Here is a 15563-nt window from a genome sequence, read left to right as displayed (position 1 = left end):
GTTGTGTTGAGCAAAAGCACACCCCTTCGCGTCTAGCGATTCCCCCACAACCAGGTTGTAGTTCGCGGTGTCATAACCGTCGGTGCCTTTCTCGCTCTTACACAGTGTGCACTGAAGCACGTATTCTGGTGGGCGGTGCAGAATTCGAATCTGCGACCCCTTGGATGTCGACCAAGTATTCTAACCAGCTGAACTAACCGCCCGATGCCGCCATTATAGGGACCGGGCTCCCGTTAAGCAACCCTTGCACGGAAATACTTGCCTGGCAGCCCCGTCCGCATCGACATGGCGGCTTTGCTTTACACTAGCGGATTGTCAAACCACCACGTTCCACATGACTTCGCGGCCTGTCGATCCTTCCCACTTGCACGCCCACCTGGACGGCGATGCGCGCCATTCCCACACCATCGAAGGACGCAGCCAGAAGGCGCTCTCGGTCGCCCTCGGCCTGACCCTGCTGTTCGCGGTGATCGAAGTCGTCACCGGCTTCATCTCGAATTCGCTGGCCCTGATCTCGGACGCCGGCCACATGGTGACCGACGCCGCCGCCCTCGGCCTGGCCCTGCTGGCCCAGCTCATCGCCAAGCGCCCTCCTTCGGCCCGCCATTCCTTCGGCTTCGTGCGCGCCGAGGCGCTGGCCGCTTTCGTCAACAGCCTGGCCATGCTGGCCCTGGTGGCCTGGATCGGCTGGGAAGCCGTGCAGCGCCTGCTGCACCCGGAACCCGTGCAGGGCGGCGTGGTGCTGGTGGTCGCGGCGATCGGCGCCGGCATCAACCTGCTGGTGGCCTGGGTGCTGTCGCGCGACAACACGAGCATCAACACCCGCGCCGCCCTGGTCAATGTCATGGGCGACCTGCTGGGTTCGCTCGCCGCGATCGCCGCCGGCGTCATCATCTATTTCACCGACTGGTACCGGGTCGACCCCATCCTCTCGATCTTCGTCTCGCTGCTGATCCTCAAGTCGACGGTCGGCATCCTGCGCGAGTCCTACCACTTCCTGATGGAAGGCGTGCCGCACCAGATCGACTACCTGCAGGTCGGCAACGACATCGCCGGGGTCAAGGGCGTGCTCTCCGTGCACGACCTGCACGTGTGGGACATGTCGCCGGGCGAACCGGCCCTGATCGGCCACCTCGAGATCCATTCGCTGGAAGAATGGCCGGCGGTGCTGGAGGCGGTGCGCGCCATGCTGCGCACGCGCCACGGCATCGACCACGTCACCCTGCAGCCCGAGGCCGCCGGCGGCAAGCCGCTGTAAGCCCGTTCTTACCAAGCGCTGAGGAGCACGCCGATTGGCGGACCGGCCACGGTCCGGATAATCGGCGCATGGACTTCGACCAGACCGTATTCGATACCCTCATCGTCGGCGGTGGACCTGGCGGCCTGACGGCCGCCATCTACCTGCGCCGCTTCACCCGCAACGTCGCCCTGGTCGACAAGGGCCACAGCCGGCTGGGCTGGATCCCCGTCTCCCACAACTATCCCGGCTTTCCCGACGGAATCAACGGCAAGCTGCTGCTGGAGAACCTGCGCGTCCAGCTCGCCAACTATGGCGGCCACGTCATCCCCGGGGAAGTCACCAGCCTGCGCATCGAGGACGGCCTGTTCGTAGGCGAGTGCGTGGGCCCGGACGGCGACCTGACCCTGCTGCGCGCCCATACGGTGCTGCTGGCCACCGGCGTGGCCGACGCCGGCATGCCGGTCGAGCGCTGGGACGAGGCGGTCGCCAGCGGCGCGGTGCGCCTCTGCCCCATCTGCGACGGCTACGACGTGATCGACAAGCGCATCGGCGTGGTGACCTCGGAAGTCAATCCGGTCGGGCACGCGCTGTTCATGCGCACCTTCAGCAAGGACGTGCTGCTGTTCGAGCGCAGCGCGGAATCGGCCATCAACGACGAGGAGCGGCGCCAGCTGGACGCGGCCAACGTTCGCCTGGTCGGCTCGCCGCTGGTGGGCGTGACCATGAGCGAGGATCTGAAGCCGGTCCTGCATACGGCCGACGGCGAGGACTATCCCTGCGACGTGTTCTATCCGATGCTGGGCGAGACCGCGCGCTCGGACCTTGCCGCGGCGCTGGGCGCCGAGACGGTGGAATGCCGCAAGCTGCTGGTGGACGACCACCTGCGCACCTCGGTGCCGGGCCTCTACGCCATCGGCGACGTCACGCGCGGGCTGAACCAGATCGCGGTCGCGACCGGGCAGGCGGCGATCGCGGCGACCACCATTCACAACACCCTGCCCTGGTCGCTGCGTTAAACCCCAGGCTTGCGCCATCAGCACGGCGTTCCGGCGAAGGCCGGAAGTCGTAGCCGCCAGTGGCGGGTACGACGTTATTGCGACAGCGTTCAGCGCTGCCCGGACGCCAGCGCGATCCGCTTGCGGACCTGTTCCAGCGCCGCCGTATCGCCCGCCTTCTCGGCGCGCTGGGCCTGGACGCCCAACCAGGTCAGCAGAGGCCGGCGCCAACCCTGGTTCGAGGCCGTGTCGACCGCCTGCGCAATGCCCTCGGGCGTGATGCGCCCGGCTTTGAACAGCGCGCCCGCCGCCACCATGCGCGCCAATGGATCGGCCACGCCGGCCAGCTGGCCGCCGGCCAGCACCGGCCGGTGCTGCTCGGGCAGCAGCGCCCCGTTCAAGCCGTCCCAGCGCCCGGCCAGGTAGTCGGCATAGGCGCGCTGCTCCGGCGTGGCGTCCGTTGCCAGCGCCGCATAGCCGGGGCAGTCCTCGAATACCAGGCTGGCCGCCTGGGCGGCGCAGCGCACCAGCTCGACCTGGGCCACATGCTCGAGCCGGCCGGTGGCCGTGGTTTCCATGCGCGCGCGGCGGAACTCGGCCTCGGCGGCGGCGCTGTTGCCCTTCAGGTAGTCGTCGGTAAAGGCGTCGAGCGAGCCCTTGGCGTTGGCCTGCCAGTCGGGCGGCAGCGGCTTGCTGCCGCAGCCGGCCAGCAGCGCCAGGATGAGGAGGGAAACGGTTCTCATGGCAGCTTGATCTCCTGGTTGCTCTTGGCGAAGGGCCACTTGCGGTTGATCTCGTCCACCAGGCGGTTCACCTTGCGCAGGCTGGCGTCGACCTCGCCGCGCAGCGCGCCCAGGTCCTGGGTGGCGACGCGGGCGTTGGCGCCCACGGCCTGGGCCTCGACCAGCACCGCGTCCACCTTCTTCAACGTTTCGCTGGCGTCCTTCAGCACCACGTTCAGCTGCTGGATGGCGGCCTGGCTGTCGTCCATCACGCCGTTCTTGCCGAACACGCGGGTATCGGCCTTGGCCAGGATGGCGTTCACGCGGTCGAGGGCCTCGCCCAGCTTGCGCGCCTCCTCGTCGCCGCCCAGCACGCCGCCCAGCACGCCGTATTTGCCCGACATGCGGCCGGTCACGGCCTGGATGTTCGCCAGGCTGGCGTTGATGTCCGATTCCGCCGCCGTCATGGTTTCCAGGTTCTCCAGCAGCGCGCGCGCGGTGGCGACGATGCGCGGGATCTCGGCGGTGGCGTCGCCGCGCAGCACGGTGCGGGTGGAATTCGGCGGCAGCGGCGGGTCGTTCAGCAGGCCGGTATAGGCGCGCAGCCGGGTCTCGCCGACGATGCTCGACTCCAGCGTGAACACGCTGGAGGTGCGCAGCCACTTGGCGTCCTTGCTCTGGACGTCGACCTGGATCTGCACCTTGCCGTCGTCGGCCAGGTCGACCTGGCGCACGCGCCCGATCGGAAAGCCGGCGAAGCTCATGTCCATGCCGGGAATGACGCCCGAGGAATCGTCGGTGACCAGGGTCAGGCGCTGGGTCGGCTCGAACACGCCGCGCGCGTACATCACGTACAGGACGAAGCCGGCGATCAGGGCGCCGACCAGCACCAGAAGGATGATGGCCTTGGCTTCGACATGGGCTGGTTCGTCGGGTTGCGCTTCGGTCATGGACTTCCTTTGTTGATCAAATATATTTCAGGGCGAGCGAGGCGGCCTCGATCACCAATAGCACGAACAGCAGGCGCAGCGCGCCTGGCTGGACGGTGGAGACGACGCGCCGCGGGTAGCGCTGCAATTCCAGGATGGCGGCGGTCGGGATCAGGGCCACGGCCAGGCCGAACAGCACGGTCTTGAGCACGAAGCCGGCGGTGACCACCGGCTCGAACACGCGCCCCACCGTGCGGGTATAGTCGGCCACGCCCCAGGGCGACAGGCCGTAGACGTTCAGGTAGGCCAGCACCAGCACCACGGTGGAAGTCACCATGGCCAGGCTCAGGACCGCGACCGCATTGGCGATCAACTGGGGCACCAGGTCGCGCCGCACCCGGCGCAGGGCCTCGTCACTGGCGGCTTGCGGCGACAGGCCGGCGCGCGCCAGCCCCAGGGCCGAAGCGTCGAAAGCCATGCCCGCGCGCAGGGCCACGAACATCGCGGCCGACAGGGGAATCAGTTCCAGCACCAGCACCCGCACCACCATCTCGAGGGCGTAGTGCGACAGGCCGTAGCTCTTGGCCGTGACCAGCACGATGCGGATGATGACCAGGCCGACCAGGGCGGAGGCAAGCGTGAACCAGGGCAGCACCTGCCAGGTGCTGGCATAGATGTAGCGCGAGGCCGCCAGGCGGTTGGCGCGGTGATAGGTCGAGGGCGACAGCGCCATCACGATGGCGACCGCGCCCAGGTGGACCATGTACCACCAGCTGCGCAGGTAGCGCGCCAGGGCGAGGCCCCAGAGGCTGGGGCGGGCTGTCAGGGTGAGGGTTCGGCGCATGGGAGGAATGATACTGCTTTAGCAACGGTTTGCGCGGGTTGGTGACAACTGGATACGTTATGGGCGGCGGTGCGGAACTTGGGTCCCCGCCTGCGCGGGGATGACCTTTTTATATACGTGGCCTAAAAACCGTCATCCCCGCGCAGGCGGGGACCCAAGTCTGCATGCAAACCGCTACTGCCTGCGTGCCTCCACCACCCCCGACACTTCCCCGATCGCCCCCAGCGCCTTCTGCAGCTGCGCCGTCGACCCGATCTCCGCCGTGAACACCATGCGCGCCTGTCCCTTGCTGCTCTGGGTGTTCACCCCGGTCACGTTGATCTTCTCGCGCGAGAACACCTCGGAGATGTCGCGCAGCAGGCCTTGCCGGTCCTGGGCCAGGATGAACAGGTCGACCGGGTACACGGTCTCGCTGCCCGCCAGCCCCCACTCGGTCTCGATCACCCGTTCCGGCGCCTTGGCCTGCATCTCGGCGAAGTTCTTGCAGGTGAGGCGGTGGATCGACACGCCCTTGCCGCGCGTGACGAAGCCCACGATGGGGTCGGGCGGCGCCGGCTTGCAGCATTTGGCCAGCATCGTCATCAGGCCTTCGGTGCCCACCACCAGCACCCCGGACTTTGCGCCCTGCTCCACGCTGGAGGCGCGGCTCTTGCTGATGACGGCGGCGTCTTCCTGCGGCGCCGGCTCGCCCTCGTGCAGGGCGGCTTCCACGTGGCGCAGGCTGAACTTCTCCTTGCCGACCTGGATGAACAGGTCGTCCACCTTGGCGAAGCCCAGCTTGTGCGCCAGCGCTTCCAGGTTGACCGCAGTCTTGCCCTCGCGCTGGAGCGACTTCTCGACCATGGCGCGGCCCTGGGCCAGGGTCTCGGCCAGTTCCTGGGCGTGGAACCAGGCCCGGATCTTGGTGCGGGTGCGGCTCGACACCGTGTAGCCGGGGCTGAGCCAGTCGCGCGACGGGCCCTGGCTGCCGCTGCCGCCCTTGGCGGTGATGATCTCGCAGGTCTGGCCGTTCTTCAGCGGGGTGTTGAGCGGCACCATGACGCCGTCGATCTTGGCGCCGCGGCAGCGGTGCCCCACCTCGCTGTGCAGGTGGTAGGCGAAGTCGATCGGCGTGGCGCCCACCGGCAGCTCCAGCACCCGCGCCTGCGGCGTGAGCACGAAGATGCGGTCGTCGAGCGTGGCGGCCTTGAGCTTTTCCACCCACTCGCGCTGCAGGTCTTCCTGGCCGGCGACGACGTCGGCGACGTCGCTCTTCCAGGCCAGCAGCTGGCGTAGCCAGGCGATCTTCTCGTCGTACTTCTGGCTCTTGAAGTTGGAGCCGCCCTCTTCCTTGTAGCGCCAGTGGGCGGCGATGCCGTATTCGGCGAAATTGTGCATCTCCTGGGTGCGGATCTGCACCTCGAGCGGGCGCCCGTCCTCGGCCGTCACCACCGTGTGCAGCGACTGGTAGCCATTGGGCTTGGGGCGCGAGATATAGTCGTCGAATTCCTTGGGGATCGGGGTCCAGATGTTGTGGACCACGCCCAGCACCGTGTAGCAGGTCTTCACGTCCGGCACGATCACGCGGAAGGCGCGCACGTCGTACAGGTCGGTGAAGTCGAGCTCCTTGCCGCGCATCTTGTTCCAGATGCTGTAGATGTGCTTCGGCCGGCCCGACACCTCGGCCTTGACGCCGGCCTGCGCGAGCTCCTCCTGCAGGCGGCCGATCGAGGATGCCACGAAGCCTTCGCGCTGCATGCGCTTTTCCTCGAGCATCCTGGCGATGCGCTTGTAGGTCTCGGGTTCGATGAAGCGGAAGGACAGGTCCTCGAGCTCCCACTTGAGCTGCCACACGCCCAGGCGGTTGGCCAGCGGCGCGTAGAAGTCCAGCACCTCGCGCCCGTAGGCGCGGGTGACCTCGTCGAAACGCTTCTGGTCGGCGAAATAGCGCAGACTGGCCGCGCACGAGGCCAGGCGCATCAGCACCACCCGCATGTCGGAGGCCATCGCCAGCAGCATCTTGCGCAGGGTTTCCACCTGCTGGGCGGCCTGCTGGGCCGCGTTCTTGCCGCTGCCCACCGGCGCCTGGACCGCGGTCAGGTCGCGCAGGCGGATCAGCTGGAACTGCCCGCGCACCAGGTCCGCCACTTCCTTGCCGAAGCGCTCCTCGAGCTTGTCGGCGGCCGCCGCGTCGAAAATCGCCAGCTCGAACAGCAGGCCGGCGATGCGGGTCTCGGTGTCGGTGCGCAGATAGGCCAGGGTGCCGGCCACGCCCAGCGAAAACTCGAAAGCGTTCTGGCCCGAGCTGGCGAGGCGCTCGCCGTAGGCCTCGCTGGCGTAGTCGAGCGCGCCGTGCACGCGCGCGCAATCCTCGGGGCTCAATCCCTGGACCAGCTGGGCCCTGGCGTCGCCGAGAGCGGCGGTCGATACCATGCCGGCTTAGCGCAGGGCGGCGGTGATGCAGACCTCCACCAGGCATGCGGGATTGGCGAGCTTGGCCTCGACGGTGGCGCGCGGCGGGGTGTGGCCCTGGGCGACCCATTCGTCCCACACCGCGTTCATGCCGGCGAAGTTGGCCATGTCGGAGATGAAGATCTGGCACATCAGGATGCAGGACTTGTCGCTGCCCGCCTCGCCCAGCAGGCGGTCGACGTGCCCCAGCACCTCGCGCATCTGGCCATCGATGCCCTGGGCGGTGTCTTCGGCGATCTGGCCGGCCAGGTAGACGGTGCCGTTGTGGATGGCGATTTCGGAGAGGCGCTTGCCGACGTGGATACGTTTGATTTCCATGGTTGCTTTCGTAAGTTTGGCTGGGACCCGGCGTCCGTCAGCCGATCAAGAATTCTCGCGCGATGGCGATCTGGTTTGCCTGGATGAAGGTAGGCGCATGGCCCACGCCCTGGATCTCGACCAGGCGCGGCTTGGGGCCGCGCCTCGTCATCTCGGCTGCGGTCTCGCGCGACAGCAGGTCGGAGTGCTCGCCGCGCACCAGCAGGGTGGGACAGCGGATCGCGTCCCAGGCGGCCCACAGGGCCGCCTCGTCGCCGGCCGCGCGCTCGGGCGTGATGGCCTTGAACGGCTGGGCCAGGCCGAGGTCATAGTGGCGCACCCACTGGCCGTCGTCCTGGCGGCGCAGCACGTCGCTGGAGAGCTTGAACCACTCTTCCTCGGTGTGCGGACCGAAGGACATCGACACCGCCTTGACGTATTCCGCACCCGCCTCGAAGCTGGGGAAGCGGATATCCTGGCCGATGTACTCGCCGATGCGCTGCAGGGCCGCCTGGTCGAGCACCGGCCCGATATCGTTGAGCACCATGCGGCTGATGGGCGTGCCTTCGAGCGAGGCCAGCACCATGCCGATCAGGCCGCCCATCGAGGTGCCGAACCAGTGCACCTCGCGCGCCTCGCCGGGGGCGGTGACGCGCGCGATCAGGGTGACCATGTCGGACACGTACTGCGGGATGACGTAGTGCGCCGGATCGCGCAGCCGCTCGGAGCGGCCGCGGCCGACCACGTCCGGGCACACGACACGGTATTCGCCGCACAGGGCGCGCGCCAGGTGATCGAAGTCGTCGCCGACGCGGGTAACGCCGTGCACGCAGACCAGGACCTTGGGGTTGAGGGGGTCGCCCCACTCCTTGTAGGCGACCCGGTGCAGGCCTGCAGGCGAACTGCACTGCACGCTCTTCAAGCTGGGTTCAGACATGGGGCCGCTCCATATGACAAGATTAATCACTTCCCTACACTGCAATGCAACATTTTACAGGGCAATGCGATTAGAATTCTACCAATTCCGAGGAAGCTTCCCGATCACTTTCACATAGAGGACACAATGGATTCGAAGATGTTAGTTGGCAAGACCGCTCTCGTGACCGGCTCGACGTCCGGCATCGGCCTGGGCATCGCCCGCAGCCTGGCCGAACAGGGTGCGAACATCGTGTTCAACGGCTTCGGCGACGCCCAGCAGATCGAGAAGCTCCACACCGACATCGGCGCCGAGTTCGGTGTCCAGACGGCCTACCACAACGCCGACATGTCCAGGCCGGAACAGATCGAGGCCATGATGAAGTTCGCGGCCGACAAGTTTGGCGGCGTCGACATCCTGGTCAACAACGCCGGCATCCAGCACGTGGCCCCGGTCGAGGAATTCCCGGCCGAGAAATGGGACGCCATCCTGGCCATCAACCTGAGCTCGGCCTTCCACACCACCCGCCTGGCCCTGCCCGGCATGAAGCAGAAGAACTGGGGCCGCATCATCAACCTGGCCTCGGTGCATGGCCTGGTCGGCTCGGCCCAGAAGTCGGCCTATGTCGCCGCCAAGCACGGCCTGGTCGGCTTTACCAAGGTCACCGCGCTCGAGACCGCGCACACCGGCGTCACCTGCAACGCGATCTGCCCGGGCTGGGTCCTGACCCCGCTGGTCCAAAAACAGGTCGACGACCGCGCCGCGCGCGACAAGCTGAGCAACGACGAGGCGCGCCGCGCCCTGCTGGCCGAAAAACAGCCTTCGGGCGAATTCGTTACCCCGGAAGAACTGGGCGCCCTGGCCGTGTTCTTCTGCAGCCCGGCCGGCAGCCAGGTGCGCGGCGTAGCCTGGAACATGGACGGCGGCTGGGCGGCGCAGTAAGAGATTCCTCACGGTGTCGTAGGGTGGACGGCGGAGCCGTCCACGCGGTGATAGTTGACGGCGAGATCATCCCGTCCGAGATCGGAGCCGATAACGATCCCGCGTGGACGGCAGAGCCGTCCACCCTACGATGCTAATGTCTCCACAATATGAATGAGACGACCACCATGCGGATCTGGGCCACGACGCTCGCACTCACTCTCGCCTTCCTTTCCCCATCCGGCCACGCCGCCGGCCAGCGTCCCATCCTGCTCACTCCCGAACGCGTCTGGACCGGCGACGGCGCGCCCCAGCGCGGCTGGGCCGTGCTGGTCGCGAACGGCCGCATCGAGGCCGCCGGCCCGGCCGGCGCGATCGATGCACCCCAGGATGCCGAGCGCATCGCCCTCCCCGGCAAGACCCTGATACCGGGCATGATCGACCTGCACTCCCACGTGCTGCTGCACCCGTACAACGAGACCACCTGGGACGACCAGGTGATCAAGGAACCGGTCGCCTACCGCATCATGCTGGCCGCCAGGCACGCGGCGGACACCCTGCAGGCCGGCTTCACCACCCTGCGCGACCTGGGCACCGAAGGCGCGGACTACGCCGACGCCGGCATCAAGCGCGCCATCGAGGAAGGGGTGGCGCCCGGCCCGCGCCTCCTGATCGCCACCCGCGCCATCGTGGCCAGCTACAGCTACGGGCCGGCCGAGAAGAACTACCGCCCCGACATGGAACTGCCCTACGGCGCCCAGCCCGCGACCGGCGTCGACGAAGTGACGAAGGCGGTGCGCGAGCAGTCCGCGCGCGGCGCCGACTGGATCAAGTTCTATGCCGACTACCGCACCGGCATCGACGGCAGCGCGCGTCCGACTTTCACCCTCGAAGAGATGAAGGCGATGGTGGCCGCCGCCCACGTCAGCGGACGCAAGGTGGCGGCCCACGCCAGCAGCGACGAGGCGATCCGGATGGCGGTGCTGGCCGGCGCCGACACCATCGAGCACGGCTACGGCGCCTCGGAAGTCACCTTCAAGCTGATGGCCCAGCGCGGCACGGCCTATATCCCGACCCTGACGGCGCCGGAAGCGATCGGCGAGTACTTCCAGAAGCACGTGCGCGGCGGCGCGCCGACACCGGCGATGCAGCAGGCCCACGCCGCCTTCCGCCTGGCGCGGCGCCTCGGGGTAACCATCGGCCATGGCAGCGACGTCGGCGTGTTCGCGCACGGGACCAATGCGCGCGAGCTGGCGTGGATGGTCAGGCTCGGCATGACGCCGCTGGAAGCGCTGCGCGCGGCCACGGGCGTGGCGGCCGGCATCCTGGGCAAATCGAAGGAGCTGGGCGCGATCAAGCCGGGCATGCTGGCCGATCTCGCCGCCGTCGACGGCGACCCGCTCGAGGACATCGGCGCCGCCGCCAAAGTGAGTTTCGTGATGAAAGGCGGCGCAATCTACCGCCGCCCTTGAGCCCTGCAGCGCCTGTCGTCCCATGGCGACAGGCGCGCGCCCGCCTGCGGATTTCCACAATAGCGACGCCTGCGCGATTCAACGAAGATGGCCTCATCACCAACCTCGTTGAAGAGTTGTCATGAAAAAGCCATTCTATAAAATCCTGTATGTCCAGGTGCTGTTCGCCATCTTCGTCGGCGTACTGCTCGGGGTGTTCCATCCTGAACTCGGCACCAAGATGAAGCCCTTGGGAGACGGCTTCATCAAGCTGATCAAGATGATCATCGCCCCGGTGATCTTCTGTACCGTGGTCGCCGGCATCGCCGGCATGCAGGACATGAAGAAGATCGGCCGCGTCGGCGGCAAGGCCCTGCTCTACTTCGAGGTCGTCTCGACCTTCGCCCTGGCCATCGGCCTGGTGGTGGCCAACGTGGTCAAGCCGGGCGCCGGCTTCAACGTCGACCCGGCCCACCTGGACACCAAGTCGATCGCCCAGTACACCGAGAAGGCGCACAGCCAGAGCACGGTGGACTTCATCATGAACATCATCCCGAACACCTTCGTCGATGCCTTCGCCAAGGGCGACATCCTGCAGGTGCTCCTGATCGCGATCCTGTTCGGCTTCTCGCTGTCGATGATGGGCGAGCGCGGCCGTCCGGTCACCAAGCTGATCGAGGACTTCTCGCACGTGATCTTCGGCGTCGTCAACATCGTCATGAAGGTCGCCCCGATCGGCGCCTTCGGCGCGATGGCCTTCACCATCGGTAAGTACGGCCTGGATTCGCTGCTGCCGCTGGCCAAGCTGATGGGCTCCTTCTACCTGACCTGCTTCCTGTTCGTCGCGGTGGTGCTGGGCGCCATTGCGAAGATGACCGGCTTCTCGATCTTCAAGTTCATCGCCTACATCAAGGAAGAACTGCTGATCGTGCTCGGGACCAGCTCCTCGGAGAGCGCCCTGCCGGCCCTGATGCGCAAGCTGGAAAAGCTGGGCTGCTCCAAGCCCGTGGTGGGCCTGGTGGTCCCGACCGGCTACTCCTTCAACCTGGACGGCACCAACATCTACATGACCATGGCGGCCCTGTTCGTGGCCCAGGCCACCAACACCGACCTGACCCTGACCCAGGAACTGACCATCCTGTTCGTGGCCATGCTGACCTCGAAGGGCGCCTCGGGCATCACCGGCGCCGGCTTCATCACCCTGGCCGCGACCCTGGCCGTGGTGCCGACCATCCCGGTGGCGGGCATGGCCCTGATCCTCGGCATCGACCGCTTCATGAGCGAATGCCGCGCCCTGACCAACTTCGTCGGCAACGGCGTGGCGACGGTGGTGGTGTCGAAGTGGGAGAAGGAGCTCGATACCGAGCGCATGCACGAGGTCCTGGACGGCCGCGTCGCCATCGATGACGACAAGCGCCTGAAGGAAGTGCGCGAAGCGGCCTGACCGGCTTGTTCCCGCCCCCAGGAAACCGCGCCACCCGGCGCGGTTTTTTTATGCGTTCCGCTTGAAGAAACTTGTAGACACGTCGGTCTAGACCAACTACTCTAGTAAGCATTCAAGCTTAAGAGAGGATGCCATGCCCCGCCCCGCCGACGCGCCCAAGCCCACGCCCGCCGAACTCGACCTGCTGCAAGTGCTGTGGCCGATGAGTTCCGCCACCGCCAAGCAGGTGCACGAGGAAATGCTCAAGGAGCGGCCCGACGTGACCTATGCCACCGTGCTGCGTCTGATGCAGGTGATGCACGGCAAGGGCCTGCTGATCCGCGACGAGAGCGAACGTTCTCACGTCTACGCCCCCGCCCATGCGCGCGACGCCCTGCAGACCAATTTGCTGAAAGACCTGATGCAGCGCGCCTTCGCGGGCTCGGCCAAGGCCCTGGTGCTGGCCGCGCTCAAGAGCGGCATCTCGAAGAAGGAGCGCGACGAGATCGAAAGGCTGCTCAAGGAGGACAAGCCGGAGGACAAGGCATGAGCGCCGCCACCCTGATGGCCGCGCTGGGCTGGACCCTGGTCGATTTCCTGTGGCAAGGCGCGCTGGTCGCGGGCCTCACCGCGGCCGTGCTCGGCCTGCTGCGCCATGCGCGTCCGGAACAGCGCTACCTGGCGGCCTGCTTTGGGCTGCTGGCCTGCGTCGCATGGCCGGCGGCGACGCTCGCGCAGCGCCTGCACGATGCCGGCGCGGGCAGCGCCGCCGCCTTCCTCCGTGGCGGCGCGGGCCGCCAGGGCGGCGCCGGGGGCGCGGGCTGGGAAGCCCTGGTCCAGGAACACCTGGGCTGGATCGTGCTCGGCTGGGCGGTGTGCGCCGCCCTGCTCTCGCTGCGCATGGCGGCCGGACTGCTGTGGATACGCCGCACCGCCGCCCGCGAACCAAGCGACCCGCTCTGGCAGGCGCGCCTGCAGCGCCTGGCCGGGCAGTTCGGCATCGCGCGCAGCGTCGGCCTGCGCGTGGTCGGACACCTGGCCAGCCCGGTCACGGCCGGCTGGTGGCGCCCGGTGGTGCTGGTGCCCGCCTCGCTGGTGTCGGGCATGGCGCCCAACCTGCTCGAGGCCCTGCTGGCCCACGAGCTGGCCCATATCAAACGCCACGACTACCTGGTGAACCTGTTCCAGAACGTCGTGGAGACCCTGCTGTTCTATCACCCGGCCGTGTGGTGGCTGTCGCACCGCATCCGCACCGAGCGTGAACAGATCGCAGACGATGTCGCAGCAAGGATACTCGGCGAACCGCGGCGCCTGGCCCTTGCGCTTTCCGAACTGGAGAAACTCCAGTTCTCAACCCACCACCTGGCCCAGGCGGCCAACGGAGGAGATCTTATGTCACGCATCACACGCTTGCTACGTCCCGAGTCGCGGGGTTCGAACTGGAAGGCGGCCATTCCCGCGCTGGGACTGGCGGTCATGAGCATCGGGCTGTTCGCCCATGCCGCGCCGGCCAAGCCGGCCAAGCCGGATACCGAGGCCCTGGTGGACTTCCAGTCCTGCCCCAAGCCCCAGTATCCGAAGGAGTCGATCGCCAAGAGCCAGACCGGCACCGTCAGCCTGAACTTCCTGATCGGCGTCGACGGCAGGGTCAAGGACAGCAAGGTGATCCAGTCGGCGGGCTATCCGGCGCTGGACGAAGCGGCGCGCAGCGCGCTGGCGGTGTGCCGCTTCTACCCGGCGCGCACCGCCGGCCTGCCGGTCGAGGCCTGGGCCAAGGTCCAGTATGTCTGGTCCCTGCAGTAGGCTAGAATAAAAACAGCCCGGACGAGGACGCTCGCCGGGCTGTTCATGCCATTACCACGATGGGCGGCGCGAGCCGCCCATCTGTTTTTTAGACCGCCGCGACGTCCAGCTCGCAGCCGGTCGCGGCCAGCACCTGCTCCTTGGTGACGCCGGGAGCCAGCTCGACCAGCTTGAGGCCGGTGTCGGTCACGTCGATCACGCCGAGGTCGGTGATGATGCGGTCCACCACGCCCACGCCGGTCAGCGGCAGGTCGCACTTCTTGAGGATCTTGTGCGAGGTCGTGCCGTCCTTGGCGGTGGCGACGTGTTCCATCACCACGACCACGCGCTTGACGCCGGCCACCAGGTCCATCGCGCCGCCCATGCCCTTCACCATCTTGCCCGGAATCATCCAGTTGGCCAGGTCGCCGCGCTCGGAGACCTGCATCGCGCCCAGGATCGCCAGGTTGATCTTGCCGCCGCGGATCATGCCGAAGGAATCGGCCGAGCTGAAGTAGGCGGCGCCCGGCAGCGCGGTCACGGTCTGCTTGCCGGCGTTGATCAGGTCGGCGTCGACTTCCGCCTCAAGCGGGAAAGGACCGATGCCCAGCAGGCCGTTTTCCGACTGCAGGAAAACTTCCATATCGTTCGGAACGTAGTTCGCCACCAGGGTCGGCAGGCCGATGCCCAGGTTCACATAAAAACCGTCCTGCAGTTCCTTCGCCGCGCGCGCGGCCATTTCATCACGAGTCCATGCCATGTTCTGTCTCCGCTTGATCTTAGTTGGCGCGCACGGTGCGCTGTTCGATGCGCTTTTCCGGCGTCGGATTGTGGACGATGCGGTGCACGAAGATGCTCGGGGTGTGCACCTGGTCCGGATCGATCTCGCCGATCTCGACCAGCTCTTCGACTTCCACGATGCAGACCTTGCCCGCGGTAGCGACGTTCGGGTTGAAGTTACGCGCTGTCTTGCGGAAGATCAGGTTGCCCGCCTTGTCGGCCTTCCACGCCTTGACCAGCGACACGTCCGGCACCAGGGCGCGTTCCATCACGTAGTGCTCGCCGTCGAACTCGCGGGTTTCCTTGCCTTCGGCGACGATGGTGCCGTAGCCGGTCTTGGTGAAGAAAGCCGGGATGCCGGCGCCGCCGGCGCGCAGCTTCTCGGCCAGGGTGCCCTGCGGGGTGAATTCGAGTTCCAGCTCGCCGGCCAGGAACTGGCGCGCGAACTCCTTGTTCTCGCCCACATAGGACGAGATCATCTTCTTGATCTGGCGCGTTTCCAGCAGCTGGCCCAGGCCGAAGCCGTCGACGCCGGCGTTGTTCGAGATCGCGGTCAGGTTCTTCGCGCCCGAATCGCGCAGCGCCGCGATCAGCGCCTCAGGAATGCCGCACAGGCCGAAGCCGCCGACGGCGATGGTCTGGCCGTCTGCAACGATACCGGCCAGGGCCGATTTCGCATCAGGATACACTTTGTTCATACCCGTCCCTTTTATCAATTAAGCCGAACAGCTCTTCTATACTGCAAGAGTAGATTCTCAGCATAAAATAGCCCGGACCGAAGCACAATACCGTAAAAATACGGCCACACCCCA

Annotated in this window: 15 protein-coding genes and 1 tRNA gene; 7 read left to right on the top strand and 9 right to left on the bottom strand. The window is 66.9% G+C overall.

The features are described from left to right. Positions 1-126: 126 nt before the first annotated feature. Positions 127-203: transfer RNA gene (locus tag KBW98_RS07175), tRNA-Val, on the bottom strand. A 131-nt stretch (positions 204-334) separates the two neighbouring features. On the opposite strand from KBW98_RS07175, the gene KBW98_RS07170 reads away from it, so the two are divergent. Beyond that, positions 335-1258 (top strand): cation diffusion facilitator family transporter, encoded by a 924-nt coding sequence (locus KBW98_RS07170; protein WP_211519443.1) that lies wholly within the window; start codon positions 335-337, stop codon positions 1256-1258. Between the two features lie 68 nt (positions 1259-1326). Continuing rightward, positions 1327-2256, top strand: coding sequence for an NAD(P)/FAD-dependent oxidoreductase (locus KBW98_RS07165; RefSeq protein ID WP_211519442.1), 930 nt, complete (start codon positions 1327-1329; stop codon positions 2254-2256). Between the two features lie 89 nt (positions 2257-2345). On the opposite strand, the gene KBW98_RS07160 is transcribed toward KBW98_RS07165, so the two are convergent. The 6 genes from KBW98_RS07160 to KBW98_RS07135 form a co-directional block, all read right to left on the bottom strand. Further along, the gene (locus KBW98_RS07160; protein WP_211519441.1) at positions 2346-2978 is read right to left on the bottom strand and encodes a hypothetical protein; all 633 of its coding nucleotides are present in this window, start codon (positions 2976-2978) and stop codon (positions 2346-2348) included. After that, a complete protein-coding gene (locus tag KBW98_RS07155; RefSeq protein WP_211519440.1) occupies positions 2975-3907 on the bottom strand; it encodes an MlaD family protein in 933 nt (310 codons plus the stop codon). The genes KBW98_RS07160 and KBW98_RS07155 overlap by 4 nt, the downstream gene beginning before the upstream one ends. 16 nt (positions 3908-3923) lie before the next feature. Further along, positions 3924-4730: an ABC transporter permease gene (locus KBW98_RS07150; protein WP_211519439.1), complete on the bottom strand. Its 807-nt coding sequence runs from the start codon at positions 4728-4730 to the stop codon at positions 3924-3926. Positions 4731-4904: 174 nt separating this feature from the next. Continuing rightward, positions 4905-7142, bottom strand: a complete 2238-nt coding sequence (locus KBW98_RS07145) for a bifunctional (p)ppGpp synthetase/guanosine-3',5'-bis(diphosphate) 3'-pyrophosphohydrolase (RefSeq protein ID WP_211519438.1) — start codon at positions 7140-7142, stop codon at positions 4905-4907. Between the two features lie 6 nt (positions 7143-7148). Further along, positions 7149-7499 carry a RidA family protein gene (locus tag KBW98_RS07140; RefSeq protein WP_211519437.1) on the bottom strand — a complete coding sequence of 117 codons (351 nt, stop codon included), beginning with the start codon at positions 7497-7499 and terminating at the stop codon, positions 7149-7151. Positions 7500-7536: 37 nt separating this feature from the next. Then, positions 7537-8415, bottom strand: coding sequence for an alpha/beta fold hydrolase (locus KBW98_RS07135; protein WP_211519436.1), 879 nt, complete (start codon positions 8413-8415; stop codon positions 7537-7539). A gap of 126 nt (positions 8416-8541) precedes the next feature. On the opposite strand from KBW98_RS07135, the gene KBW98_RS07130 reads away from it, so the two are divergent. The 5 genes from KBW98_RS07130 (at position 8542) to KBW98_RS07110 (ending at position 13992) form a co-directional block, all read left to right on the top strand. Further along, positions 8542-9336 carry a 3-hydroxybutyrate dehydrogenase gene (locus KBW98_RS07130; RefSeq protein WP_211519435.1) on the top strand — a complete coding sequence of 265 codons (795 nt, stop codon included), beginning with the start codon at positions 8542-8544 and terminating at the stop codon, positions 9334-9336. A 167-nt stretch (positions 9337-9503) separates the two neighbouring features. Further along, positions 9504-10787, top strand: a complete 1284-nt coding sequence (locus KBW98_RS07125; protein ID WP_211519434.1) for an amidohydrolase family protein — start codon at positions 9504-9506, stop codon at positions 10785-10787. Positions 10788-10908: 121 nt separating this feature from the next. Next, positions 10909-12210, top strand: a complete 1302-nt coding sequence (locus KBW98_RS07120; protein ID WP_211519433.1) for a dicarboxylate/amino acid:cation symporter — start codon at positions 10909-10911, stop codon at positions 12208-12210. 133 nt (positions 12211-12343) lie between these two features. Then, positions 12344-12739 (top strand): BlaI/MecI/CopY family transcriptional regulator, encoded by a 396-nt coding sequence (locus KBW98_RS07115; RefSeq protein WP_211519432.1) that lies wholly within the window; start codon positions 12344-12346, stop codon positions 12737-12739. After that, on the top strand, positions 12736-13992 hold the full coding sequence (locus KBW98_RS07110) for a M56 family metallopeptidase (protein ID WP_211519431.1): 1257 nt from the start codon (positions 12736-12738) through the stop codon (positions 13990-13992). Before KBW98_RS07115 ends, KBW98_RS07110 begins: the two co-directional genes overlap by 4 nt. An 88-nt stretch (positions 13993-14080) precedes the next feature. Here the strand turns inward: KBW98_RS07110 and KBW98_RS07105 are convergent, their stop codons facing one another. Together KBW98_RS07105 and KBW98_RS07100 are read right to left on the bottom strand one after the other, a co-directional pair. Then, entirely contained in the window at positions 14081-14731 is a 651-nt protein-coding gene (locus KBW98_RS07105) for a 3-oxoacid CoA-transferase subunit B (protein WP_211519430.1), read from the bottom strand. Between the two features lie 19 nt (positions 14732-14750). After that, entirely contained in the window at positions 14751-15449 is a 699-nt protein-coding gene (locus KBW98_RS07100) for a CoA transferase subunit A (RefSeq protein WP_211519429.1), read from the bottom strand. Between the last annotated feature and the right edge of the window lie 114 nt (positions 15450-15563).

Source organism: Massilia sp. ST3, assembly GCF_018119405.1.
Lineage (GTDB): Bacteria > Pseudomonadota > Gammaproteobacteria > Burkholderiales > Burkholderiaceae_D > Telluria.
Note: the sequence above shows the minus strand (reverse complement) of the source record. Positions and strands in the feature narration are given on the sequence as shown.